The sequence below is a fragment of the Rhodoferax sp. genome (genome assembly GCF_028714215.1).
Classification (GTDB): Bacteria; Pseudomonadota; Gammaproteobacteria; order Burkholderiales; family Burkholderiaceae_C; genus Rhodoferax.
Map to the genome: position 1 here is coordinate 145,928 of NZ_JAQTMS010000001.1, position 25,996 is coordinate 171,923.

Consider the following 25,996-nt stretch of genomic DNA (forward strand, 5'->3'; position numbering starts at 1 on the left):
TATGCAAAAATTCACCCTGCACAAGGGCTTGGTGGCCCCCATGGACCGCGAGAACGTCGACACCGACGCCATCATCCCCAAGCAGTTTCTGAAATCCATCCACAAGACCGGATTTGGTCAGAATCTGTTTGACGAATGGCGTTACCTGGATGCCGGTTTTCCGGGCCAGGACCCGAAAAGTCGCAAGCCCAACCCTGACTTCGTGCTCAACCAGCCCCGCTACCTGAAGGCGTCGATCCTGTTGGCACGGAAAAACTTTGGCTGCGGCTCGTCACGCGAACATGCCCCCTGGGCGCTCGATCAATACGGTATTCGCGCCATCATTGCACCCAGTTATGCCGACATTTTCTTCAACAACAGTTTCAAGAATGGCTTGCTGCCGATTGTTTTAAGCGAAGCTCAGGTAAGCCAGCTATTTGATGAGACCGCGGCCTTCCCCGGCTATGCACTGACCATCGACCTGGAGCGACAGTTGGTTGTCAAACCGAGCGGCGAGGAACTTCCTTTTGCGGTGCAAGCGTTTCGCAAATACTGCCTGCTCAATGGTTTTGACGATATAGACCTGACCTTGCGCCATGCCGACAAGATCAAGGCTTTTGAAGCGCAACGCCTGGCGCAAAAGCCGTGGCTGGCCCACACGCTGATTGCGTGAAGAACCCTACATCTGATAGCAAAAAGAATTCACCATGAAAATTGCAGTGTTACCCGGCGATGGCATTGGCACCGAAATTGTGGCCGAGGCGGTCAAGGTACTGAATGCGTTGGACCTCAAGTTTGAGCTCGAGACCGCACTGGTCGGCGGTGCCGCCTTTGAGGCCTATGGTCATCCCCTGCCGGAGGCAACACTGAAACTGGCCAAAGAGGCCGACGCCGTGCTGTTTGGCGCGGTCGGCGACTGGAAATACGACACGCTGGACCGCCACCTGCGGCCGGAACAGGCGATTCTGGGGCTGCGCAAAAACCTGGGACTGTTTGCCAACCTCCGCCCGGCCATTTGCTACGAGCAACTGGTGGGCGCCTCCAGCCTGAAAGCCGAACTGATTGCGGATCTTGATATTCTGATCATCCGCGAATTGACGGGCGATATCTACTTTGGCCAGCCACGCGGCCGCCGCATCGCAACCGACGGCCACTTTCCCGGCGCCGAGGAAGCCTTCGACACCATGCGCTATTCGCGGCCGGAGATCGAACGCATCGCCCACGTCGCCTTCCAGGCGGCCCGCAAACGCAGCAAACGCGTCACCAGCGTCGACAAGGCCAATGTGCTGGAGACCTTTCAGTTCTGGAAAGACGTGGTCACCGAGGTCGGCCGGCAATACCCCGATGTGGCACTGGACCACATGTACGTCGACAACGCGGCGATGCAACTGGTGCGCGCGCCCAAGAAATTCGACGTGGTGGTGACCGGCAATATGTTCGGCGACATCCTGAGCGACGAGGCGGCGATGCTGACCGGCTCCATCGGCATGCTGCCCTCCGCTTCCTTGAACGCCAGCAACCAGGGCTTGTTTGAACCCAGTCACGGCAGCGCGCCGGACATCGCCGGCAAGGGCATCGCCAACCCGTTGGCAACCATTTTGAGCGCCGCCATGATGCTGCGTTACAGCCTGAACCAGGAAGCGGCTGCCCAGCGCATTGAAGCCGCCGTGAAATCGGTGCTGGCCCAGGGTCTGCGCACGGCAGACATCTTCAGCCCGGGCACCACGCAGGTCAGCACGCTGGAAATGGGTGCCGCCGTGGTCGCCGCCTTGTAGGGTTTGACATTCCTTTATTCCAACCATTTGAAAGAGCAACATGATGAAAATTGGTAATCTGGTCGGTTTGGTAGGCTGGCGTGGCATGGTCGGTTCGGTGTTGATCGACCGCATGCAATCGGAGGGTGACTTCGACCTGATCGAACCGGTCTTCTTTTCCAGCTCGAATGCCGGCGGCAAGGCGCCGGTTCAGGCCAAGAACGAAACCGCATTGAAAGACGCTTTTGACATAGCTGCGCTGAAAAAATGCGACATCATCATCAGCGCCCAGGGCGGCGACTACACCACCGAGGTGTTCCCGAAACTGCGCGCCTCCGGCTGGATGGGCCACTGGATCGACGCCGCCTCGACACTGCGCATGAAAAGCGATGCGGTCATCATCCTGGACCCGGTCAATCTGCCGGTTATCAACAATGCCCTGGCCAAAGGCGGCAACAACTGGATTGGCGGCAATTGCACCGTGAGTTGCATGTTGATGGGCGTCGGGGCACTCTACAAGGCCGGTCTGGTGGAGTGGATGACCAGCATGACCTACCAGGCGGCATCGGGCGGCGGCGCGCAACACATGCGTGAATTGCTGACTCAATTCGGAACCCTCAATGCGGAGGTCAAGAGCCTGCTGGACGATCCGAAGTCCGCCATCCTTGAAATCGATCGCAGAGTACTGACCAAGCAGCAATCCTTGACCAGCGCTGAAATGGCCAATTTCGGCGTGCCCCTGGGCGGCAGCCTGATTCCGTGGATAGACAAGGACCTCGGCCACGGCATCAGCCGCGAGGAATGGAAGGCCGGCGCCGAAACCAACAAGATCCTGGGCCAGGGCGAAGGTTTCGGCACACCGGCGGTGCCGGTGGACGGTTTCTGCGTCCGCGTCGGCGCCATGCGTTGCCACAGCCAGGCGCTGACTTTCAAGCTCAAGAAAGATGTGCCGACGGCCGACATTGAAGCCCTGATCGCGGCCGACAATGCCTGGGTCAAGGTGGTTCCCAATACCCGCGAAGCGAGTATCAAGGACCTGACGCCGGTGGCTGTGACCGGAACGCTGGGCATTCCGGTGGGCCGCATCCGCAAGCTCGCCATGGGAGCGGAATATGTTGGCGCGTTCACCATCGGCGACCAGCTCTTGTGGGGCGCGGCAGAACCTTTGCGCCGCATGTTGCGCATCTTGCTGGCGGCCTGAGTCAACGTCGAACCGGTTCCGGCGCCCTGCCCTTGGGTGTAAAAAAGTGTTGCCGGTCGTTGTCGCTCGACAACATAGAATCGGGCGGCGGGGACCCTGACGGCGAGCGAGGGAGCGTTCAAAGTTCCCTTGCTTGTCAGCCTAAGACATTGATGTTATGGTGCTTTTGGCGTTTTTGTATCGATCCATTTGTTCGCATAATGAGACTTATTTTTCAGCCATCCGCATACCGGAGTCCACAAATTGATTGCTAAATCACATCGCTGGCAGCAAACCGCCATGGTGGCGGCGCTTTGCGGCCTTTGGGGATTCAATGCGATGGCGCTCTCCTTGGGCCGTATCACAGTCCAATCTGCCCTTGGCGAGCCTCTGCGTGCGGAAGTGGAGGTGCTCGACATCAACGCCGAAGAGGCCTCTTCGCTGCGCGCCTCCATTGCCCTGCCCGAGGCCTTCAGGAGCGCGGGACTGGAATACAACCCGGCCTTGGCAAGCCTGCAAGCCACTCTTCAACGGCGCGCGGACGGACGCGCCTATATCCGCCTGAACGGCGACCGTGCCATCAACGACCCGTTCGTCGACCTGATTCTGGAAACCAATTGGGCAACCGGTCGCATTGTTCGCGACTACACCTTGTTGTTCGACCCGCCCAATCTGCGCGCAGCCGCGCCAACGGCACCGACCCCGGCTCAGGTCACCGCCGCGTCGCCGGCCGGCCGGACTGCGTCGGCAACGAAACCGGCGACGCCGGCAACGCCCGGATTGAACGCAACCCAGGTCGCCGAGCCCGGCAGCAGAATTGCCGCCAAGGCTCCCGTCCCCGCGGCCGTCGTCAAGCCGCCCGCTGGCCGGACCGGACAGGTAACTGTCAAGGCCGGCGACACCGCCAGCCGGATAGCCGCCGCGACAAAGCCGGACAAGGTGTCGCTGGATCAGATGTTGGTGGCTTTGCTGCGCACCAATCCAGCCGCCTTCATGGGCGACAACATCAATCGCATCAAGGCCGGCGCCATTCTGGACCTCCCGACGGCAGAACAGGCCGGGACCACTTCCGCCGCCGAAGCCACTCAAATCATTGTTGCCCAGAGCAAGGACTTCAACGATTTCCGCAGAAGACTCGCCGTCAGCGCACCCGACACCCCGACCGTGGCGGCCAGCCGTCAAACCAGTGGTACCGTGCAAGCCAGCGTCGACGACCGAAAGCCGGCTGCTGCTGCGCCCGACAAACTGACGCTGTCAAAGGGCGGCATTCAAAAATTGCCGGCCGAAGACAAGTTGGTCAAAGACCGCAGTGCCCGCGAGGCGGCCAGCCGGGTCGCGGAAATCGCCAAAAACATCAGTGACCTCAGCAGCTTGGGCGCCGCCTCGAAGGCCGTCGCTGGCAGCCCGGTAGCGCCCGCCAGTGCCGCTGCCCAGCCCGGCGCGGCAGCAGTCACCAGCACGCTGGTCAACCCGCCGCCCGCCGCCCCGCTGGCGGCCAGCGCAGCCAGTGCCACTGCGGCCACCGGCGCTGCGTCGGCGCCGGTTCGCACAGCCTCCGGCGCAGCCAAAGCCGCGCCGGCAATGCCGCTGCCGCAACCCCAGACCGGCTTGCTGGATGGGCTGATGGAAAGTCCCCTGGTCCCGGCCGGCGCTGTCGGGCTGATCGCTCTGTTAACCTTTTTTGGTCTCTACCGCGCGCGCCAGCGCAAGAACGCCGCACAGGTTGACAGTGTCTTCCTGGAAAACCACTTGCGGCCGGACTCATTTTTCGGTGGCAGTGGCGGGCAAAGTGTAGATACCCATAACGGACCGGCAACCGGTTCCTCCCTGGTCTATTCGCCCAGCCAGTTGGACGCGGTGGACGACGTCGACCCGGTCGCCGAGGCCGACGTCTACCTGGCCTACGGCCGTGATTTGCAGGCCGAGGAGATTTTGAAGGACGCCCTGCGCAACAACCCGGGACGCCTCGCCATCCATCAAAAATTGCTGGAACTTTTCAGCAAGCGGCGTGACATCAAATCCTTTGAGAATATCGCCGTGCTGGCGTTCAAGGCAAGCAACGGCGAGGGGCCGGATTGGGAGCGCATCCGCGAACTTGGCCTCAGCGTTGACGCCAACAATCCCTTGTACCTGCCGGGTGGTCAACCCCGGCAAGCCAATGGCTCGCCATCGCGTCCGGCACCCCTGGACGGCGCCAACAATCTGACCGACAACGGCGGCGCCCCGCGAGTCACCCAGCCGAGTGCTTTTGTCGATCTGGACCTGGACTTTTCGCTCGATGAAGCGCCCGCCGGAGCGATCCACGAAACCTCCTCCAGCGTTGCCGAAACGACCCCAGGCCCGCTTGACGCGAAGGATCGCCCGGCCAATGGAGCGACCGCGCCGATTGACCAAGAGGAAGAGACGCCAGGTGCCGACGCGAATGCCCTCGATTTCGCTCTGCCGGACGCGCCACCGACACCCCCGGTTGCGCCGCCACAGGTGAGCGCCAGCCGCAACGAGCCGAAGCGTCAACCCGCCACCGAGGTTGACGGCGGCACTGCGGTCGCGCCGGACTTTGACATGCTGGAGTTCGACCTCGGCTCGCTGTCACTTGATCTTGAAGACAGCGTTGCGCTGCCGCCAGCCGACCAGACTGCAGATACGCATGAAGATCCGCTGGCGACCAAGCTGGCACTGGCTGAAGAATTCGGTGCTATTGGCGACAAGAACGGTGCGCGCGCCCTGATAGAAGAGGTCATCGCGGAAGCCTCCGGTGACATGAAGCTCAAGGCCCAGCGCGCCCTGGGCAAGCTTTAGTCACTATGCTCCCGCCGTGAGGTTGGCACTCGGAATCAGCTACAACGGCCAGGCCTACCAGGGCTGGCAAAGTCAGTTGTCGGGCCAAACCGTTCAGGACCAATTCGAATTGGCCTTGAGCAAATTCAGTGCCCATAAAGTGTCGACGCTGTGCGCCGGCCGCACTGATGCGGGAGTACACGGCCTGATGCAGGTGGCCCATTTCGACACCCGGCTCGATCGCTCGCCGGCGGCCTGGGTGCGCGGCACCAATTCTTTCTTACCGCGCGATATTGCGGTGCAATGGGCGCAGCCGGTGCCGGACGAATTTCATTGCCGCGCCAGTGCCCTGTCGCGCCGCTATGCCTATATCTTGCTGGAGTCGCCGGTGCGCCCCAGCATCGAGGCCGGCCGGGTCGGCTGGGTGTTCCAGGCGCTGGACCTGGACGCCATGCGCCAGGCGGCACTGCACCTGCTGGGCGAGCACGATTTCACGTCCTTTCGAGCTTCCGCCTGCCAGGCCCTGTCGCCCGTGAAAACGCTGCAACGAATTGACATTTCACGGCGTGGCGCCTACTGGCGCTTTGACTTCGAAGCCAACGCCTTTCTGCACCACATGATTCGCAACATCCTGGGTTGCCTGATTGCCGTGGGCCAGCACAAGCGACCGCCGGACTGGCTGCGCGAGGTGCTGCTGGCCCGCGACCGGGATGCCGCGGCGCCGACGTTTTCCGCTGCCGGCTTGTATTTTCTCGGTCCGCGCTATGCTGCGCACTGGGGCCTGCCCGATCGCACCCCTGCCTTTGATGGATTGCCATGACTGCCACAGCGCAACGCACCCGGATCAAGATTTGCGGTCTCACCCGCGAGGCCGATGTGGATGCGGCAGTGGCGGCCGGCGCCGACGCCGTTGGCTTCGTCCTGTACGACAGAAGTCCACGCCATGTGTCGCTGCAACGGGCCGCCGAGTTGGCGCGTCGGTTGCCCCCTTTTGTCACCCCCGTGTTGCTGTTCGTGAACCCGGATGCGGCGCAAGTGATCGCTGCTTGCGCAGCCATTGCGGGGGCCACGGTCCAGTTTCATGGCGACGAAACGCCTGAGCAATGCCTCGCCGCCACGGCGCAGGGGCGCCGGCCATTCCTGCGCGCCGCGCGCATCCCGCTGGGCGACGCCGCTGGCGGCTTCGATCTCGTAAAATACGCGCTCGATTACTCAACAGCCCAGGCCATCCTGCTCGACGCTCAGGTCGACGGGTACGGTGGTGGCGGGCAAACATTCAATTGGTCACTGCTTCCTCCAAACGTCAACGCTCACCTCGTCTTGAGTGGTGGGCTGAGCGCTGCAAACGTGGCCGAGGGCATTTTGCAGCTGCGGCCACGGTGTAAGACCCTGGCGGTCGATGTCAGTTCGGGGGTAGAGCTTGCCGGTCCGGGAAACAAGGGCCTCAAGGACCCCACCAAGATCAATCAGTTTGTCGCCGCCGTTCGCGCGGCGGATAAACAACTTGCAGAAATGTCAAAACATGTTCGAGTATCAACAACCTGACCCACGCGGTCACTTCGGAATTTATGGCGGCAGCTTTGCCTCCGAGACGCTGACGCACGCCATCGACGAACTGAAGGCCGCTTACGCGCGCTACCAGCACGATCCGGCGTTCATCAAGGAATTCAATTACGAGCTGGCGCACTTTGTCGGCCGTCCTTCCCCCGTTTACCACGCCGCCCGCATGAGCCGGGAACAGGGTGGCGCGCAGATATTCCTCAAACGCGAGGACCTCAACCACACCGGCGCCCACAAGATCAACAACACCATCGGCCAGGCCATGCTGGCCCGGCGCATGGGCAAGCCGCGCGTGATTGCGGAGACCGGTGCCGGCCAGCACGGCGTGGCGACAGCCACCATCTGCGCCCGCTACGGGATGGAATGCGTGGTTTACATGGGCAGCGAGGACGTCAAGCGCCAAAGCCCCAATGTCTACCGCATGCATCTGCTGGGTGCCACCGTGGTACCGGTCGAGAGCGGCAGCAGGACGTTGAAGGACGCCCTCAACGAGGCCATGCGCGACTGGGTCGCCAACGTCGACAACACCTTCTACATCATAGGCACGGTGGCCGGCCCGCACCCCTACCCGATGATGGTGCGCGACTTCCAGAGCGTGATCGGCACCGAGTGCCTGCTGCAGATGCCCGAGATGCTGGCGCAACAGGGCTGCCAGAGTCCGCAACCCGACGCCGTGGTGGCCTGCGTCGGCGGCGGCAGCAACGCGATGGGAATTTTCCACCCCTACATCCCGCATGAAAACACGCGCCTGATCGGCGTCGAAGCGGCCGGCGAGGGCCTGGACAGCGGCCGCCACTCGGCCTCCATCCAGCGCGGCAGCCCGGGCGTGCTGCACGGCAACCGCACCTATGTGCTGCAGGACGACAACGGCCAGGTAACCGAGACGCACAGCATCAGCGCCGGGCTGGACTATCCCGGCGTCGGCCCGGAGCATGCTTTCCTGCATGACATCGGTCGCGCCGAGTACGTGGGCATCACCGACCAGGAGGCGCTGGCCGCTTTTCATTACCTGTGCCGTACCGAGGGCATCATTCCGGCCCTCGAATCGAGCCACGCCGTGGCCTACGCCATGAAACTGGCCAAAACCATGCAGCCGGACCAGTCAATTCTGGTCAATCTGTCGGGCCGGGGTGACAAGGACATAGGCACCGTGGCCGACCTCAGTCACGCCAACTTCTATTGCCGCCCCAGTTGCCAGGGCCAATCGGTCAAAGGGGCGGAGTCCGCCACCCTGAACGCCGCTCAGCAGTTCGTGCAGGTGCAGCAATGAGCCGCATCGCCACCACTTTCGCCACGCTCAAAGCGCAGGGCCGCAAAGCGCTGATTCCCTATGTCACGGCGGGTTTCCCGTTCGCCGACATCACGCCGGAGCTGATGCACGCCATGGTAGCGGGCGGTGCCGACGTGATCGAGCTGGGTGTGCCCTTTTCCGACCCCAGTGCCGACGGCCCGGTGATTCAAAAAGCCGGCGACAAGGCACTGGCCCTGGGCATCGGCATGGTCCAGGTGCTGGCCATGGTGCGCGCATTTCGGACCCGCGACGCCAGCACACCGGTGGTGCTGATGGGCTACGCCAACCCGGTGGAGCGCTACAACCAGAAGCACGACCGGCACGACGGCAAGAGCGCTTTTGTAGTGGATGCCGCCGCCGCGGGCGTCGACGGCATCCTGATCGTCGACTACCCGCCGGAGGAGTGCGAAGGCTTTGCCGCCGAGCTCCGAAGCCAGGGGCTGGACCTGATCTTTTTGCTGGCGCCCACCTCCACTGACGAACGGATGCAGCAAGTGGCACGAATTGCCAGCGGCTATGTTTATTACGTCTCGCTCAAGGGCGTGACGGGCGCCGGCACGCTCGACACCGGGGCCGTCGAGGCCATGCTGCCGCGCATTCGCCGGCATGTGAACGTGCCGGTGGGTGTCGGTTTTGGCATCCGGGATGCCGCCACCGCCCGCACCATCGGGAAAGTGGCCGACGCCGTGGTGATCGGCAGCAAGATCATCCAGTTGATGGATGCCCAAGCGCGCGACCAGGTGCCTGCGGTGGCGCAAAATTTCCTGCGTGAAATCCGGACTGCATTGGATTCATAATTGCCCCCCTATCCGCAAAAAAAGTGAAAGTGGAACCATGAGCTGGCTCGAAAAACTTTTGCCCCCCAAAATTCAGCACACCAACCCGGCCGACCGGCGCAGCGTCCCGGAAGGTCTGTGGATCAAGTGCCCCAGTTGCGAAACGGTGCTCTACAAGACCGATCTGGAGCAAAACCAGAACGTCTGCCCGACCTGTGGCCATCACCACCGCATCGGCGCACGGGCCCGGCTCAATGTGTTTCTGGACAACGAGGGCCGCTACGAGATTGGGCAGGAGGTGCTGCCGGTCGATGCACTCAAGTTCAAGGACAGCCGCAAATACCCCGAGCGCCTGAAGGAGGCGATGGAAAGCACCGGCGAGACCGACGCAATGGTGGTGATGGGCGGCGCCGTGCATGGGATTGGCGTCGTGGCCGCCTGTTTTGAATTTGAGTTCATGGGTGGCAGCATGGGCTCGGTGGTGGGCGAGCGTTTTGTGCGCGGCGTGCATACCGCCATCGAGCAAAAAGTACCTTTCATCTGTTTCACTTCGACCGGCGGCGCGCGCATGCAGGAAGGACTGTTGAGTCTGATGCAAATGGCGAAGACCAATGCCTCGTTAACACGGTTGGCGAAAAAAGGCTTGCCCTTCATCAGCGTGCTGACCGACCCGACGATGGGTGGGGTGAGCGCCGGCTTTGCGTTTCTGGGCGATGTGGTGATTGCCGAACCCAAGGCCTTGATCGGTTTTGCCGGCCCCCGTGTGATCGAATCGACCATGCGGGTGACGCTGCCCGAAGGCTTTCAACGCGCCGAATTTTTACAAACCAAGGGCGCTATCGACCTGATCTGCGACCGCCGCGAATTGCGCAAAACAATTGCCAGCACGCTGGCCATATTGCAGCGCCAGCCGGCCGACGCCGTGATCTGAGCGAGGGCCTGTTCACCCTATCGTCAGATCGCCAGCAAAGCCAGGCCCTGCAAATGGCCCAGCAAGATGGAGACGATTTGCAGCAACACCAACAGCACCAGCGGCGACAAATCGACACCACCGACCAGCGGCAGCAGGCGGCGAATAGGCCTTAGGGGTGGTGCGCACAACCGCCCGATCAGATCCGACATTAGCGACTGGGTCGGCACCCAGGACAACACGGCGTAAACGATCACCAGGCCGGTCAAGCCCGAGATCAGCAGTCGCAGCAAACCAAAAGCGGCCAAAATGGGGACCGCATACAAGCCACCCTGGGCGCCCGCCAGCAACCACAGCAAAAAGAACTGCGCCAGTTCCAGTAAGTAAGCACCCACCAGACTGGCCATATCCCAGCGCCCCAACGCCGGCACGACACGCCGCAGAGGCAACACCAGCCAGTCGGTCAAGGCAAAGAGAAAGCGCCCCAGCGGATTGCCGGAACGTGCCGCCATCGGGATGCGCTGATACTGCATGTAGAGCCGCAGCAGACAGGCGCCACACAGGACGCCGACGGCGACCTCAAGCAACAGGGAAACGATTTGATAGAACATAGGCTCGGTTGTCACTGTGGTTTGGTTACGGTCATGCCGGACCTGATCCGGCATCCATGGCGCGAAGGCATCCATGGCTTGCGGGTGCTGGAACCCCGGACCTGATCCGGGGCCGCAAAGACAGCCATCCAACGGTATGGGTTCGGCTGTCAATCTCTGTGCATCATAGCGACAGCGCGCGCTCCACTTAAAATCGCATCTTTCGGCTAACCAGCCGCCCGAGCTAACCCCTTCGTTGCCCCCACTACTGCGCCTCTCATGTCTGATCACAACACTGCCCCAGCCCCCCAGGACGAAAACCAGCTGATTCTGGAGCGGCACGAAAAGCTCAAAGCCCTCCGGCAAGCCCAAGCCGAGGGTAGCGGCCCGGCCTTTCCCAACGATTTCAAACCCACCGACCATGCCGCCGACCTGTTTGCCGCGCACGCCGGCCAAACGCCCGAGGGGCTGCTGGAACAAGGCGCCATCGCCAAGGTGGCCGGCCGCATGATGCTCAAGCGCATCATGGGCAAAGCCAGTTTTGCCACCTTGCAGGACAGCAGCGGGCGGATCCAGATTTACATCAAGAAAGAGGACATCGGTGAGGCTTCTTACACCAGTTTCAAACACTGGGACCTGGGCGACATCGTGGCCGCCGAAGGCAAGGTTTTCAAGACCCGGACCGGTGAACTCTCGATCCACGCCAGCAGCGTGCGCCTGCTGACCAAGAGCTTGCGCCCGCTGCCCGACAAGTTTCACGGCATCAACGACCAGGAACTGAAATACCGCCAGCGCTATGTCGATCTGATCACCGACGAGGCCACCCGCAAGCGCTTTGTGGCACGCAGCAAGGCGCTCAGCGGCATCCGCGAGTTCATGGTGGCACACCAGTTTCTGGAAGTGGAAACGCCCATGCTGCACCCGATTCCGGGTGGCGCCAACGCGAAACCGTTCGTCACCCACCACAACGCGCTGGACCAGCAGATGTTCCTGCGCATCGCGCCCGAGTTGTACCTGAAACGCCTGATCGTGGGCGGCTTCGACCGCGTCTTCGAGATCAACCGGAGCTTTCGCAACGAAGGCATCTCGGTACGCCACAACCCGGAATTCACCATGATGGAGTTCTACGCGGCCTACTGGGATTACCAGGACTTGATGACCTTCACCGAAGCGCTGATTCGCGATGCCGCAGAGAAATCGGTCGGTAGCCTGCGCCTGAGCTACAGCGGCCGGGAGGTCGATCTGACCGAGCCGTTCGAGCGGCTCACCATTGTCGAGGCCATCTGCAAGCACACCGAAGCCGGCGAGTGCCTGGAGGGCAGCAGCCGACGCAAGGTGGAAGACCGGGATTGGCTTATTAATGCGCTGCGCAAACTGGGCCTGACAGAAGGCAAAAACAAGCTCTCCAGCCGCTCCCTGCCGAGCTTGCAGGTGATGTACTTTGAAGAGACGGTGGAAGAAAAATTGTGGCAGCCGACCTTCATCTGCGAACACCCTGTCGAGATTTCACCGCTGGCCCGCGCCAGCGATCACAAGCCGGGTGTGACCGAACGTTTCGAGCTCTACATTACCGGGCGCGAATTCGGCAACGGCTTTTCCGAGCTCAACGATGCGCAGGAGCAGGCGGCCCGCTTCCAGGCCCAGGTGGCGGCCAAGGAAGATGGCGATGATGAAGCCATGTACTACGACCACGATTTCATTCGGGCCCTCGAATACGGCATGCCCCCGACCGGCGGCTGCGGTGTCGGCCTGGACCGCTTGATGATGCTGTTGACCGACAGCGCCAGCATCCGCGATGTGATCCTGTTCCCGGCGCTGCGCCGGGAGGCATGACGGCACCGGCGACCCGGCGGCTGAAATACCTGCAAGGCTATTGCGGTGACACGGTAGCGCGGGTCGAGCAGCTGCTGCTTGCCAATCGGCTGGGGGACTGGCTGCAAAACAAGTATCCGGCGGCGCACCAGGTTCGAACCGACAAAGCCCTCTACGACTACGTGCAGCAACTGCGTCTGGCCTGTCTGCGGGGCGCCGAGCCGCTGGCCAAGGTGCTGTTCGACAGCAAGCTGCATGCCGTCCAGCATGCCCTGGGCACCCATACCAGCATCTCGCGGGTGCAAGGCACCCGGCTCAAGGCCAAACGCGAGATCCGCATCGCCGCCCTGTTCAAGGAGGTGCCGCCCGAGTTCCTGAAAATGATCGTGGTGCACGAGTTGGCCCACCTCAAGGAGCGCGCCCACGACAAGGCCTTCTACCAGCTTTGCAGCTACATGGAGCCCAACTACCATCAACTGGATTTCGAACTGCGCGTTTACCTGACCTACCTGGAGCAGTCAGGAACTCGGCTGTGGGGGCAGCCGGAGCCGCCCGGCATCAGCGAAAACCGGACTGCGGCAGGGTCTTGATCTCGCCCGGCAGGGAACTCACGTAATTGGCCAGTTCCTTCAGTTCCGCGTTGGAAAACTGCTTGGCCACGCCGCCCATGATCGGATTGCCCCGGCCCCAGGTCGGGTTGCCCGTGGTCTTGTACGATTTGAGAGCGACGAACAGGTAATCGGCGTACTGCCCCGCAATCCTGGGGTAGCTGGGGTCAAGCGGTTTGCTGAAACTGTCGCCGTGGCAAGTCACGCAAGCGCCTTTGGCAACCAGGGCGGCGGCGCTGGCGCTGCCGGCCGCTGCTTTGCCCGGTGCGGCAGCCGCTTCGACCCGGCCGTAGCCAGAGTAATAGGCCGCCACGTCGGCGATGTCCTGCTCGTTCAGGTTGTCCACAATGCCGCGCATGGTGGGATGCCGGCGATCGCCTTTTTTGTAAGCCGTCAGAGCCGACACAATGTAGCCGGCGCCCTGACCCGAAATTTTGGGTACCCGGTAGACCTCCGGAAAGCTGGCCTGATAGCCCACGATACCGTGGCAGCCGACGCACATGGCGATCTTTTTCTCGCCGGCCTTGCTATCGCCCGTGATGGGCTGGGCCTGGGCCGGGAAGAGCGTCGCGCAAGCGACAAGCAGGGCGGACGGTATTAGCAGGAATTTGTTCATTTTCGGGAGACAATCAACCAGAGTTTGAGATAGATCAACAATTAATTATATCGACCCACAGTCCTTCGCCTAACCTTGACGTTGCTTTTCCAATCCAACCAGAACCATGAAATTCCAAGGATCCAAAAACTACATTGCCACCGAGGATTTGATGCTGTCCGTGAACGCGGCCATCACCCTCAAACGCCCGCTGCTGGTGAAGGGCGAACCCGGCACCGGCAAGACCATGCTGGCCGAAGAGGTGGCCGGCGCCCTGAACATGCCGCTGCTGCAATGGCACATCAAATCCACCACCAAGGCACAGCAAGGCCTGTATGAATACGATGCCGTCAGCCGCCTGCGCGACTCCCAACTGGCCGACCTGGACGGCGGCCAGCGCGTCAAGGACATCCACAACTACATCGTCAAGGGCGTACTGTGGCAGGCCTTCACGGCCGAGCAGCCGATAGCCTTGCTGATCGATGAAATCGACAAGGCCGACATCGAGTTCCCGAATGACTTGTTGCGCGAAATTGACCGCATGGAGTTTTACGTCTACGAAACCCGAGAACTGATCCGGGCCAAGTACCGGCCCCTGGTGTTCATCACCTCGAACAACGAAAAAGAACTGCCGGACGCTTTTCTGCGCCGCTGCTTCTTTCACTACATCAAGTTTCCCGACGCCGACACCATGCGCAGCATCGTGGACGTGCACTTCCCCGGCCTGAAGAAGGAGTTGCTGACGGCCGCCATGAAAACGTTTTACGACGTGCGCAACCTGCCGGGTCTGAAAAAGAAGCCTTCCACCAGCGAATTGCTGGACTGGCTCAAGCTGCTGCTGGCCGAAGACATCCCGCTGGCGACGCTGCAAACCAAAGATGACAAGGTGGCGGTGCCGCCGCTGGTCGGCGCCCTGCTGAAAAACGAGCAGGATGTCACCTTGTTTGAAAAACTGGTGTTCATGCAACGGCACAACCGCTGAAACGGGCGGACACCCTCCATCATTGATTGGCGAAGACTGAACATGGCCTACATCGAACCCATCACCCTGGCCGGGCGCGGCATTGAACTGGTGCCGCTGGCCTTGAGCCATGAAAGCGGGCTGCGCGCCGCCGCCGCCGACGGCGAACTCTGGAAGCTGCGCGTCACCTCGGTGCCCGAGCCGGAGCAGACCGCCAAATACATCGCAGATGCGCTGGCCATGCGGGAAGCTGGCAACCGCTTTGCTTTTGCCGTGCTGGAGGCCGCCAGCGGCACAGTGCTGGGCTGCACCAGCTACCACGACATCGTGCCAGCGGTGCAGCGCGTGGAAATTGGCTACACCTGGTATGCCAAGCGCTGCCAGCGCAGCCACGTCAACTCGGTCGCCAAGCTGCTGCTGATGACGCATGCCTTCGAAACCGTCGGCTGCAAAGTAGTGGGCTGGCGCACCGACAATTTCAACTTTGCCTCGCAGGCCGCCATCGAGCGGCTCGGCGCCCAGAAAGACGGCGTCATTCGGGGCCATGCGCTGCGCCGCGACGGCACCATTCGCGATACCGTGATGTACAGCATGCGCAGCGGCGAATGGCCCGAAGCCAAGGCGCAGTTGCTGTACCTGCTGGACAAGCCGCGCTGACGCGAAAACGCGTGCCATTACAGCATCGGGTCTTAACCGCAAGAGCAATGGAGCAGTGACCCGGTGTATTTGCCCTGATTCGTTCGATCAAGACAACATACTTCAAGTATGTATATACTCAAAGTGTATACATGGAGGAGCCATCATGAACAAGGTTCTTGCACCAACACCACTTACCCAGGCCAAACAAACGACCACCGTTTTTACGTCCGGCAACAGTCAGGCGGTTCGTCTGCCCAAGGCGTTTAGAGTCAATTCCAATACGGTGGAAATCGAGCGCCGGGGCGACGAAATCATCTTGCGCGAAAAGAAACGTACCGTCGGCGACATCCTGCGGCAGTTGCCTGCGCTGGGCACCGGGGAAACCGGGGACTGGGAGCGCATTGCCGCGTTCATCGCGGATCCCCAACCTCAGGAACGCGACTGGAATACGCTGCTGGGGCTGGCACCAGCGGGCCAGGTCGCCAGCGGTCCGACAGCGCGCAGCGGGCGCAGAAAGTCGACCCGCGCATGAGGTACCTGCTCGACACCAACATCGTCAGCCACTTCCTGCGCGGCGCCTCGCCGGCCCTGAACCGGCGTATTTTGAACAGCACCCCGGAGCAACTGGCCATCTCCACCATCAGCGCGGGTGAGCTGCGTTACGGCCTGCGCCGACTGCCGGCGTCGCGCCGCTCCGCCCTGTTGGCGCGTCAGCTGGACGGGCTGTTCAGTGCCATCCCGGTACAGCCCCTTCCCGCTGACGCGGCACAGCACTACGGCACTGCGCGCTCGCAACTGGCGGCCGCAGGCACGCCCATTGGCGGCAACGACTTGTGGATCGCAGCGCACGCGCTGGCACTGGGTATGACGCTGGTGACAAATAACACCCGCGAATTTGCACGGGTGGATGGGTTGAAGCTGGAAAATTGGGCGGCAGAATCTGATACCGAGAGATGAAGGAACACCATGCTGATTGACTTCTTCTACACCTTGCGCTCGGCCAAGCTGCCGGTGTCGGTCAAGGAGTACCTGACACTGCTGGAAGCGCTCAAGGCCGGCGTGGTGGGTCCCAACGCGCCGGCGCCTGAAGATGAGACGCAGGCCAGCGGCTACAAGATCGACGACTTTTACTACCTGAGCCGCGCCACGCTGGTGAAGGACGAAAAGAACTACGACAAGTTCGACCGCGCTTTTGCCGCCTACTTCAAGGGCGTGGAGATGATTGCCGACTTCAGCAAGGAGATCCCGCTGGAATGGTTGCGCAAGAATCTGGAACTGAACCTGAGCCCGGAAGAACTCGCCAAGATCCAGAAGATGGGCTGGGACGAGTTGATGGAAACGCTCAAGAAGCGTTTCGAGGAGCAAAAAGAACGCCATGAAGGCGGCTCCAAATGGATAGGCACCGGCGGCACCAGCCCGTTCGGCGCCTACGGCCAAAACCCGCAAGGCATACGCATCGGCCAGGACAAGAGCCGCAACAAGAGTGCCGTCAAGGTGTGGGACCAGCGTGCCTACAAGGACTACGACGACACGCAGGAACTGGGCACCCGCAACATCAAGGTGGCGCTGCGCCGTCTGCGCAAATTTGTCCGCGAGGGCCATGAAGAAGAACTGGACCTGGACGACACCATCCGGTCGACGGCGGCCAACGCCGGCTACCTGGACATCAAAATGGTGCCGGAGCGCCACAACAACGTGAAGGTGCTGCTGCTGATGGACGTGGGCGGCACCATGGACGAGCACATCCAGCGCGTGGAAGAACTCTTCAGTGCCACCAAGACCGAGCTCAAGCACCTGGAGTTCTATTACTTCCACAACTGTGTCTACGACTTCATGTGGAAGAACAACCGCCGCCGCTACAGCGAAAAGTTCCCCACCTGGGACATCATCCGCAAGTACAACAAGGACTACAAGCTGATCTTCGTCGGCGACGCCACCATGAGCCCCTACGAAATCCTGCAACCGGGCGGCAGCGTCGAATACAACAACGAGGAAGCGGGCGTCGAATGGCTGCAACGCCTGACCAGCGCTTTCCCCAAATTCGCCTGGATCAACCCGGAGCCGCAAGGGGTCTGGCAATACCGCCAAAGCATCAGCGTGATCCAGCAAATCATGAGCCAGCGCATGTTTCCCCTGACAATCAAGGGACTGGAAGAAGCCATGCGACTGCTGACAAAATGAAATGGCTGCTGGCGCTGGCGCTGCTGGCCGGCCTGCCGGCCCTGCTGCCCGCGCAAGCCCAGCCCGCCAGCCCCGGCGCCGTGGCCAACGCCAGCGCCTTCGAGCTGGAGATCGCCGCGCCGGATGAAATCCGGGCGCTGCTGGAGCGCCATCTGGAGTTGCTGCGTTACCGCGAGTTGACGGATCTGAGTGACAGCGAACTGGCACGCCTGCTGGGAGCCGCCCGGCAAAACACCCAGGACCTGCTGGCCACGCTGGGTTACTTCTCGCCCGACATCGGTATCGAACAGGCGAGAACAGACTCCGGCCCGCTCACGCGCCGGGTGAAACTGAGCGTGGCGCCCGGCGCGCCGACGTTGGTGAGCGAGGTGCGCCTTGAATTCAGCGGCGCCATCGCCAACGATCCGGCGGCCCGCAGCCAACGCCAGCAAATCGAGGCCAACTGGCCGCTGCGCGCCGGCATGCGCTTCACCCAGGCCAGTTGGGACGCCGCCAAGCAGCAGGCACTGCGCCAGCTCACCGGGCAACGCTACCCGGCCGGGCAAATCGGCAGCAGCCTAGCCGACATCGACCCCATCAACCACAGCGCGCGCCTGTCGGTCACGCTGGACAGCGGACCAGCCTACCGGCTAGGCGCTCTGGTGATCAGCGGCGCCCAGCGTTATGACACCGAACTGGTCACCCGGCTGGCGCGCCTGACGCCTGGCGCCGACTACGACCAAACCCAACTGGTGCAAGCCCAGCAGCGCCTGACGGACAGTGGATTTTTCGACTCGGTGTTCGTCTCGCTGGACACCGCTGGCGATCCGCTGGCGGCACCGGTGCGGGTGCAACTGCGCGAAGCCTTGATGCAAAAACTGGTGCTGGGTGTCGGTGCCAGCACCGACAGCGGCGCCCGCCTGTCGGCCGAACACACGCACCACCGGGTGCCGGGCATCGGCTGGCGCGCCGTCAGCAAGCTGTCGCTGGACCGCGAGACACGTTCCCTGGGCAGCGAGCTGACGGCACCGCCCGACGCCGACAACTGGCGCTGGGTCAGCTCGGCCCTGCTGCAAAACCAGAACAGTGGCAGCACCGACATCAGCAGCCTGCGCCTGCGCGCCGGACGCAGCCAGGGCGGCCAGCGCATAGACCGCAATTACTACCTGCAATACGACCGGGCCGAGACCGCCGCCAGCGATGGCAGCGTGCCGGTGGTGGCGCAAGCGCTGAGTGCCAACTACGCTTTCACCGTGCGCAACTTCGACAGCCTGCCCTTCCCGGGCAGCGGCTGGGGGCTGGGCGTGGAAGTGGGCGGCGGCAGCACGCTGGGCAGCCAGCAAGACCCTTACGGCCGCGTACTGGGACGCTTGCTCGGCTATGTGCCACTGGGCGGCAACGGCGACGCCGCAACCGGAGCCCTGCGCGGCGGACGCCTGGCGCTGCGGGCGGAGGCCGGCGCCGTGCTGGCCAAGAGCGACATCGCCCTGCCCAGCACGCAACTGTTCCTCACCGGCGGCGACAACAGCGTGCGCGGTTACGGCTACCACGACCTCGGCGTCACGCTGCCCGATGGAACCGTCAGCGCCGGCCGCTACCTCACCGTGGCCAGCGTCGAATGGCAGCGCCCCATCGTTGCCAACGGCCGCCTGACGGACTGGGAGAGCACCGTATTCATGGACGCCGGCGCCGTCGCCAACAAACCCGCTGAATTGCGTGCCAAGGTCGGTATCGGCGTCGGCGCGCGCTGGAAGAGCCCGGTCGGCCCGCTGCAAATCGACCTGGCGTATGGCGTAGCGGTGGAACGCTTGCGGCTGCATCTGAACGTGGGTTTCACCTTCTGATGAAAGCACTGCGCATGGCCTTGAGCGCACTGGGCACCACGCTGCTGACGCTGCTGGCCCTGGCCGGAGCGCTGTGGCTCTGGAGCGGCGCCAGCACCTCGCTGGCGACTTCACTGGAACAACTGGCGCAGCATCTTCCCGCCGGCCAGACACTGGAGGCGAAAGATGTCGAAGGCTCGCTGCGCCGGGGTGGCCGCGTCGGCTGGTTACGCTGGCAACAGGGCGCGCTCAGCGTCGAGGCACGCGATGTCAGCGTAGCCTGGGAGCTGCGAACGCTGCTGGACGGCGAACTGCGCCTTGGCCAGCTTTCCGTCGAGCACTTGCGCATCGAAGACCGGCGCCCCAGCGCCGGCGCCACAGCACCCACCGATTTGCGTCTGCCGCTGCGTGTAGCCGCGCCATTCAGCGTCACCACGCTGGAGTGGGTAGGCCCCGCCGCGCTGCAAATCAGTGGCCTCGCGGGGCACTACGCCTTCGACAACAAGGAACACACGTTCGAGCTGAGCAGCTTGCGGATGGCCTCCGGCAACTACCGCGGCATGGGCCGCTTGCAGGCGCTTGCCCCCATGGCACTGGCGCTGCAAATGCAGGGCACGCTGGCAACCCAGCTGCCCTCCGGGGGCCGCAGTGTCACGCTGCGGGCTGACGCCACGCTACAAGGCCAGTTGGCCGGCCCTGACGCCCGGCTGGCGTTGCAGGCCCAGCTAAAGCCCCAGCTACCCAGCACACCCGGCAACACGAAACCGACCGGGCCAACCATCAAGCAGGCGATGCAAGCCAGCGTCACGGCGGAGCTTGCGCCCTGGCAGCCGCAACCGGTCGTCACCGCCACGGCACACTGGCAGGCACTGGACCTGGCGGCGCTGTGGCCGCGGGCACCGCAAACGCTGCTCAGCGGTGAGGCCACGGTCACGCCGGCCGGCCAGAGCTGGCAGGCCGCCATCCAGCTCGGCAACGCACTGAGCGGCCCATGGAACCAGCAGCGCCTGCCGATCGACAAGCTGAGCGCCAGGCTGGTGTTCGCAACGGGGCAGTGGACCATAGCGTCGCTACAGGCCAGCGGCGCCGGCGGGCGCATTGACGGGCGCGGCCAAGTGGGCGGCGCCGCCAACTGGCAAGGCAGCGCCACCCTGCATGGCATCAACCCGGCCGCGCTCGACTCGCGACTGGCCATCACGGCACTGGACGGCCAGGTGACGGCGCGGCAGACGCCATCCGGCATCGCCTTCGAAGCCAGCCTGCAAGGCGCCCATGGCAAGACCGCTTCGCCGGCTGGTGGTGCCCTGGCCGGCCTGCGCCTGCAAGCACTGCAGGCCAAGGGAATCTGGCAGGCGCCGATGCTGAAGCTGGAGCAGTTGGCGCTGCAAAGCGACGACGCGCAATTGCAAGGCCAGTTGAGCTTCAATACTCTCAGCCAAGCCGCGCAAGGCCAGTTGGCGCTAGCCCTGCCCGGTGCCAGCGCGACCCTGCAAGGTGACCTCGCCAGCCGCAGTGGCCAAGGCGCGATGAGCTTGCGCGTGACCGATGCGGCACTGGCCGCCCACTGGCTGGCCCGCTGGCCAGGGGCACCGGCGGCGCTGAACCAAATGGGCCTCCAGGGCGCCGTGGAAATGAACGGAAACTGGCAAGGCGGTTGGCAAAATCAGGGTCGGGAACTGCGCCTTGCGGCCAGCCTGCGGGCGCCCAAGCTTGAACTGCGCGCCAGCGATACAGCAGCCGATCAGGGCTGGCGTTTGCGCGATTGGCAAGCCGACATCTCCGGCACGCTGGGCGCCCTGAGTCTGAGCACGCGCGGCCAGGCCGATCAGGCCAGCCGGCACTTCGCGCTACAGATGCAGGCCCAGCTTGGACGGCTGGGCGACGGCCTGTGGCAAGCCCAATTGGAGACCGCCCAGCTCAGCGCGCAAGACAGCTTGCGCCCCGGCCTCTGGAGCTTGCAGTTGCGCCAGCGCGTGGCCCTGGACTGGAAGCAGAGCGAGGGCGCGCAGTCGCTGCACATCGCTGCCGGCAGTGCCGCTCTGAGCGGACCGGTTCCGGGTGCGGCGACCGTCAACTGGCAGGCCGCGCAATGGTCGCGCGGTGGCGGCAATCCAGCGCAAACCGGCTGGATGACCCAGGGTCGCCTGGAGGGACTGCCACTGGCCTGGCTGGATCTGCTGGGCCAGACCCAGATGGCCAACCTGGGTTTGCGCGGCGACCTTCTGTTTGGCGGCCAGTGGGACCTTGGCGGCGGTGATCGGCTGCGCCTGCGCGCCACGCTGGAGCGCAGCAGCGGCGACCTGCAATTGCGGACCGACGCGGCTGAAACGGGTGGCCCGGCGACTACCCTGCAAGCCGGGGTGCGCACGGCACGCCTGCTGCTCAGCGCCGACGCCCAGCAACTGGCCGCCAGCCTGCGCTGGGACAGTGAACGTGCCGGCCAGGTGCAGGCTGATTTCAGCACGCAGTTGCAACGCCAGGACGGCGTCTGGATCTGGCCCGGCGACGCCCCTCTGAGCGGCACCCTGCGCGCGCAACTGCCCAGCAGCGGTGCCTGGTCCTTGCTGGCACCGCCCGGCTGGCGCTTGCGCGGCACGCTGGCCGCCGATGCCGCCCTGTCGGGCACGCGCAGTGCGCCGCAATGGCGCGGCACGCTGGGGGCGCAAGAACTGGCCGTGCGCTCGCTGGCGGACGGCATCGACTTCAGCCAGGGTACGCTGCGCGCCAGCCTGACCGGCCAGCGGCTAGACATCGACTCTTTCACGCTGCAAGGCGCCGGCGGCAACAGCGGCGGCCGGCTCTCGGTGACGGGCTCGGTCGTGTGGCTGCCTGCCACGCCAAGCATGGCCAGCCCGCTGTCGCGCCTGCACATGGCGCTGGACTTTGAAGCCAAGACCTTGCGCGTGACGGCCCGCGCCGACCAACGCCTGGTGCTGTCAGGCAAGCTGACGGCGCGACTGGACAACACGCGCCTGACGCTGCGCGGCGCGCTCAAGGCCGATGAGGCGCTGTTCATCCTGCCGGAGGACTCGGCACCGCAGTTGGGCGCCGACGTGCGGGTGCGCATTGCCGGCGACAGCCAGACCGGCCGCGGACCCATCCCGCAGCCCGCCAACCCGGCGCCGCAGCAGCGGGTGACGCCTGACGTCACCGTCAGCCTCGATCTGGGGCAAAACTTCGAAGTGCGCGGGCGCGGTCTGGCGACCCATCTGGCCGGTACGCTGGAACTGCGCAGCACGCTGGGCCATGGCTTGACGCCGCAGCTCAGCGGCCAACTGCACACCGTGGGGGGCACTTACAAAGCCTACGGCCAGCAGTTGGATATCGAAGAGGGCCAACTGCGTTTCACCGGACCGTACGACAACCCGGCGCTAGACATCCTGGCGTTGCGCCCCAATCTGCAGCAACGCGTGGGCGTGCAGATCAGCGGCACCGCCCTGTCGCCGGTGGTGCGGCTGTACGCCGAACCGGACATGGCCGAAGCCGACAAACTGGCCTGGCTGGTGCTGGGTCGCTCGGCCGCCAATGGTGGCGCCGAATCCGCCATGCTGCAACAGGCGGCGCTGGCCCTGCTGGGCGGCAGGGGCAAGAGCTTGTCGGGCAGTCTGGCCGAATCGCTGGGCCTGGACGAGTTGTCGGTGCGCGGCGCCGCCACCAGCAGCGCCGACGGAACCACCAGCGGCGCCACCGTCACGCTGGGCAAGCGCGTCTCGCGCAACTTCTACGTTGCCTACGAGCGCAGCCTGGCCGGAGCCCTGGGCACCTTCTACATTTTCTACGACCTGTCGCGCCGTTTCACCCTGCGCGCCCAGACCGGCGAACAAAGCGCCGTCGACCTGATTTTCACGCTGCGCTACGACTGAGTTGGCCGACGCCGGGCCTTACAATGCGACCCACCGCCGCCGTAGTTCAATGGGAATCTCTCGTTGGATATTGCGAAAATCTGCATCAATTTCGTATCAATCACTGAGGCACTGAAGGTTGGCAGGAAGTCTGATCTCGCCCACTGACCTCAACGACCTTCAAGTTCAGACACATTGCTGAAGTACGCTTTTCGGACTTGCCTGCAATAGATCGGCCATTCAAACATACCTTGGACGGTTGGCAATGTACCGACGATTTCGTCAAACTGAGCACCCACGACCGACCGAGAGCGGATGCAAATCTTCGTTCTCGATTGCGGCCGGCTGACTTCAGTGAATGCCAGATAGCTGGCGGTGGACTGTGCCGGTGAATACTCAGCGCTGGACTTCGGCATTACCGCAACGGACTTTCGCAAAATTGCCGGTTTGGGGGGGTGTTCAGAGCCTTGCGAAGGGACTCGATGAGTACACTTATATCCTAGCGCACGTAGTTGCGAATCTAGAAAACTTGCGTTCAAGCAACAAGTATCCAGGGAGGAAGTCGTGATTTTGAATCCGTATTGGTGGCCGGCGATATTTCGTCGTGCTATTTCAGTGTGCCTAGTCGCCTGCATGTCCGCCTGTGGAGGCGGAGGTACTCCGGCTTCGCCGCTCCCTCCTCCGGCGGCAGCTCTCGGCATCACCGCTGATGCCACCAATACGGTGGCTGGTGGCCCCACAGTAGCAATCGCAGCGAATATCCAGAACTCGACGCAATCTGTCACATGGGCCGTGACAGGCCCGGGCACGCTTGGCGCGACGACTGGTACTTCGGTAACCTACACGCCACCGCTGCCTAGCACCTTAAGCAGCCAAGCTGATGCAACCATCACGGCCACCTTGGGCACGCTGACCAAGTCGGTCACGATCACAGTGGGTGTTTCGGCCGGACGTAAATGGCAGATAGCGTCCTACCCGAAGGGTGATTTCACCGATGTGCAGTACCTCAACGGGAAGTTCTTCGCCGTAAACAACTATGGCACGATCCTCGTCAGTACGGATGGCCTGAACTGGGTCCCTAAGCCCGTCCCGTCCGGAAATCTGCGTGCGATTACCTACGGTGACGCCGGCTACGTGGCAGTGGGTTTTGGCAACACTGTGTTCAAGAGCGCGGACGGGGAAACCTGGACACGCACGACACCGGTTCATGACCCGCGCACCATCAACTTGATCGACTTTTACGGCGTCACTGCGGGCAAGGGCGGCTACGTCGCCGCGGGGATTGGTGGCATCTTCCACAGCACGGATGCGGTGACCTGGACCGCCGTCAGTCCGGCGGGAGTGACGTATATGAGCCGTGTCGCGTTCGGCAGTGGCCGATTCGTCGCGGTCGGATACAGCGGGAAAATCCTTATCAGCGATGACGGTATCACCTGGACGCCTCTAAACATCCCCGGTGCTTACTCGGGCTCGGGTGTGGTCTACGGCAATGGCCGCTTCGTCCTGACCCCTGGTGATGGCAATATTCTCACCAGCACCGATGGCATCACTTGGCAAACCACGGCGCACGATGTCTTCGGAGGCACTCTGAGCTTCAGTAACGGGCAGTACTTTCTAATTGCGAACAATAGCGTCATGGCTTCTCGTGACGGCGTCACCTGGACATCTATCTATAACAAGACCACCAATCTCAACCCCATCATGGGGATGGCCGCCAGCGCGGACCGCTACGTTCTGGTTGGGTTCAATGGGTTGTTGCAGCAAAGCGCGGACACGAAGACATGGGCCTCTGCAATACAAGGTCCATCAGTCGACTTGGGGAGCGTGGACGCCATGAACGGTGTCTGGGTTGCCGTCGGCGCTGGAGGCACTTTACTAAAGAGCACCGACGCGCTCCAGTGGTCCCCCGCCAGCACGGTGGTCCCTGCCGGCCTCACCAGCGTCACACACGGCAACGGGCGATTCCTGGTCCTGGGGTCTGGCAACATTTTTTCGAGCAGCGACGGTGATCAGTGGACGGCCGCTCCCATCCATACGCCTGACGTTCTCTATTCGGTGGTCTACGGTGGTGGTCGCTTCGTCGCTGTGGGGTCTGATGGTACTGTTCTCACCAGCCCCGATGCTGTGAACTGGTCTGGCGCAGCTTCCGGGGTATCGGCAACGCTCTTGGGCGTGACCTATGGCAACGGTCGCTTTGTGGCAGTTGGCTACGGCTGCATCATCAGCAGTACCGACGGAAAGACTTGGGAGACCGGGCTACTTGGTGTTGGCACCGTCAAAACAGTGACCTTTGGCAACGGTCGCTTTGTGGCAGTTGGCTGGGGCGGCGCCATCTGGTTAAGTGAGGATGGCCAGACTTGGACCTGGAGCCCTTCCGGAACAATCGACAACTTGTTTGGTGTGACCTACGGCAACAGACAGTTCGTGGCCGTCGGAAGCAGCGTGCTCGTTAGTGAAGATGCCGTTCATTGGCAGCCGTACGTGACCGGGACGAATAGCTCCCTGTACGGGGTAACCTTCGCCAACAACACCTTCGTAGCTGTAGGGGCTGCCGGAACAATCGTTCTGTCGCCCCCCGGGCCGTAAAGGCGATCCTCGTCAAGGGCAGACCTCTTCCGAGTACCTTTCTCAAGACCTGGTGTTCGATTTTGACGATCGGCTTCGAGCAATTGAGAAAGTCGCTTGAAGGTTGCAGTCATTCGCTGCGCTCCAAAACTGTCGTTAACGTTTGGACCCCC

21 protein-coding genes are annotated in these 25,996 nt (G+C 62.9%); 19 read left to right on the forward strand and 2 right to left on the reverse strand.

Annotated features, from left to right (window positions below; translation table 11 throughout):
- Nucleotide 1: 1 nt before the first annotated feature.
- The 9 genes from leuD (at nt 2) to accD (ending at nt 10,249) form a co-directional block, all read left to right on the forward strand.
- The gene (leuD, locus tag PHS32_RS00640; RefSeq protein WP_301076815.1) at nt 2–652 is read left to right on the forward strand and encodes a 3-isopropylmalate dehydratase small subunit; all 651 of its coding nucleotides are present in this window, start codon (nt 2–4) and stop codon (nt 650–652) included.
- Nucleotides 653–686: 34 nt separating this feature from the next.
- On the forward strand, nt 687–1,754 hold the full coding sequence (gene leuB, locus PHS32_RS00645; RefSeq protein WP_301076816.1) for a 3-isopropylmalate dehydrogenase: 1,068 nt from the start codon (nt 687–689) through the stop codon (nt 1,752–1,754).
- A gap of 43 nt (nt 1,755–1,797) precedes the next feature.
- Nucleotides 1,798–2,934: an aspartate-semialdehyde dehydrogenase gene (asd, locus tag PHS32_RS00650; protein ID WP_301076888.1), complete on the forward strand. Its 1,137-nt coding sequence runs from the start codon at nt 1,798–1,800 to the stop codon at nt 2,932–2,934.
- A gap of 243 nt (nt 2,935–3,177) precedes the next feature.
- A complete protein-coding gene (locus PHS32_RS00655; RefSeq protein WP_301076817.1) occupies nt 3,178–5,712 on the forward strand; it encodes a FimV/HubP family polar landmark protein in 2,535 nt (844 codons plus the stop codon).
- Between the two features lie 16 nt (nt 5,713–5,728).
- Nucleotides 5,729–6,511, forward strand: a complete 783-nt coding sequence (gene truA / locus PHS32_RS00660; protein WP_301076818.1) for a tRNA pseudouridine(38-40) synthase TruA — start codon at nt 5,729–5,731, stop codon at nt 6,509–6,511.
- The gene (locus tag PHS32_RS00665; RefSeq protein ID WP_301076819.1) at nt 6,508–7,236 is read left to right on the forward strand and encodes a phosphoribosylanthranilate isomerase; all 729 of its coding nucleotides are present in this window, start codon (nt 6,508–6,510) and stop codon (nt 7,234–7,236) included. The genes truA and PHS32_RS00665 overlap by 4 nt, the downstream gene beginning before the upstream one ends.
- The gene (gene trpB, locus PHS32_RS00670) at nt 7,214–8,521 is read left to right on the forward strand and encodes a tryptophan synthase subunit beta (RefSeq protein ID WP_301076820.1); all 1,308 of its coding nucleotides are present in this window, start codon (nt 7,214–7,216) and stop codon (nt 8,519–8,521) included. The genes PHS32_RS00665 and trpB overlap by 23 nt, the downstream gene beginning before the upstream one ends.
- Entirely contained in the window at nt 8,518–9,339 is an 822-nt protein-coding gene (gene trpA, locus PHS32_RS00675) for a tryptophan synthase subunit alpha (RefSeq protein WP_301076821.1), read from the forward strand. The genes trpB and trpA overlap by 4 nt, the downstream gene beginning before the upstream one ends.
- Nucleotides 9,340–9,376: 37 nt before the next feature.
- Nucleotides 9,377–10,249, forward strand: a complete 873-nt coding sequence (gene accD / locus PHS32_RS00680; RefSeq protein ID WP_301076822.1) for an acetyl-CoA carboxylase, carboxyltransferase subunit beta — start codon at nt 9,377–9,379, stop codon at nt 10,247–10,249.
- A gap of 23 nt (nt 10,250–10,272) precedes the next feature.
- On the opposite strand, the gene PHS32_RS00685 is transcribed toward accD, so the two are convergent.
- Nucleotides 10,273–10,839, reverse strand: coding sequence for a YggT family protein (locus PHS32_RS00685; RefSeq protein WP_301076823.1), 567 nt, complete (start codon nt 10,837–10,839; stop codon nt 10,273–10,275).
- Nucleotides 10,840–11,097: 258 nt separating this feature from the next.
- Here PHS32_RS00685 and lysS point away from each other — a divergent pair, with 258 nt between their 5' ends.
- On the forward strand, nt 11,098–12,651 hold the full coding sequence (gene lysS, locus PHS32_RS00690) for a lysine--tRNA ligase (protein WP_301076824.1): 1,554 nt from the start codon (nt 11,098–11,100) through the stop codon (nt 12,649–12,651).
- A complete protein-coding gene (locus tag PHS32_RS00695) occupies nt 12,648–13,220 on the forward strand; it encodes a YgjP-like metallopeptidase domain-containing protein (RefSeq protein ID WP_301076825.1) in 573 nt (190 codons plus the stop codon). Before lysS ends, PHS32_RS00695 begins: the two co-directional genes overlap by 4 nt.
- On the opposite strand, the gene PHS32_RS00700 is transcribed toward PHS32_RS00695, so the two are convergent.
- Nucleotides 13,189–13,854 (reverse strand): c-type cytochrome, encoded by a 666-nt coding sequence (locus tag PHS32_RS00700; protein WP_301076826.1) that lies wholly within the window; start codon nt 13,852–13,854, stop codon nt 13,189–13,191. The two genes, PHS32_RS00695 and PHS32_RS00700, sit on opposite strands and share 32 nt — an antisense overlap.
- A gap of 106 nt (nt 13,855–13,960) precedes the next feature.
- Between PHS32_RS00700 and PHS32_RS00705 the strand changes: the two genes are divergently transcribed.
- The 8 genes from PHS32_RS00705 (at nt 13,961) to PHS32_RS00740 (ending at nt 25,844) form a co-directional block, all read left to right on the forward strand.
- On the forward strand, nt 13,961–14,815 hold the full coding sequence (locus PHS32_RS00705; RefSeq protein WP_301076827.1) for a MoxR family ATPase: 855 nt from the start codon (nt 13,961–13,963) through the stop codon (nt 14,813–14,815).
- Nucleotides 14,816–14,857: 42 nt separating this feature from the next.
- Nucleotides 14,858–15,451, forward strand: coding sequence for a GNAT family protein (locus PHS32_RS00710; protein WP_301076828.1), 594 nt, complete (start codon nt 14,858–14,860; stop codon nt 15,449–15,451).
- A 145-nt stretch (nt 15,452–15,596) separates the two neighbouring features.
- Entirely contained in the window at nt 15,597–15,965 is a 369-nt protein-coding gene (locus tag PHS32_RS00715; RefSeq protein WP_301076829.1) for an AbrB/MazE/SpoVT family DNA-binding domain-containing protein, read from the forward strand.
- On the forward strand, nt 15,962–16,390 hold the full coding sequence (locus tag PHS32_RS00720) for a type II toxin-antitoxin system VapC family toxin (RefSeq protein ID WP_301076830.1): 429 nt from the start codon (nt 15,962–15,964) through the stop codon (nt 16,388–16,390). The genes PHS32_RS00715 and PHS32_RS00720 overlap by 4 nt, the downstream gene beginning before the upstream one ends.
- Nucleotides 16,391–16,399: 9 nt before the next feature.
- Nucleotides 16,400–17,614 carry a VWA domain-containing protein gene (locus PHS32_RS00725; RefSeq protein WP_301076831.1) on the forward strand — a complete coding sequence of 405 codons (1,215 nt, stop codon included), beginning with the start codon at nt 16,400–16,402 and terminating at the stop codon, nt 17,612–17,614.
- A complete protein-coding gene (locus PHS32_RS00730) occupies nt 17,611–19,437 on the forward strand; it encodes a BamA/TamA family outer membrane protein (protein ID WP_301076832.1) in 1,827 nt (608 codons plus the stop codon). Before PHS32_RS00725 ends, PHS32_RS00730 begins: the two co-directional genes overlap by 4 nt.
- Nucleotides 19,437–23,279 (forward strand): translocation/assembly module TamB domain-containing protein, encoded by a 3,843-nt coding sequence (locus PHS32_RS00735; RefSeq protein WP_301076833.1) that lies wholly within the window; start codon nt 19,437–19,439, stop codon nt 23,277–23,279. The genes PHS32_RS00730 and PHS32_RS00735 overlap by 1 nt, the downstream gene beginning before the upstream one ends.
- A gap of 543 nt (nt 23,280–23,822) precedes the next feature.
- The gene (locus PHS32_RS00740; protein ID WP_301076834.1) at nt 23,823–25,844 is read left to right on the forward strand and encodes a hypothetical protein; all 2,022 of its coding nucleotides are present in this window, start codon (nt 23,823–23,825) and stop codon (nt 25,842–25,844) included.
- Nucleotides 25,845–25,996: the final 152 nt, after the last annotated feature.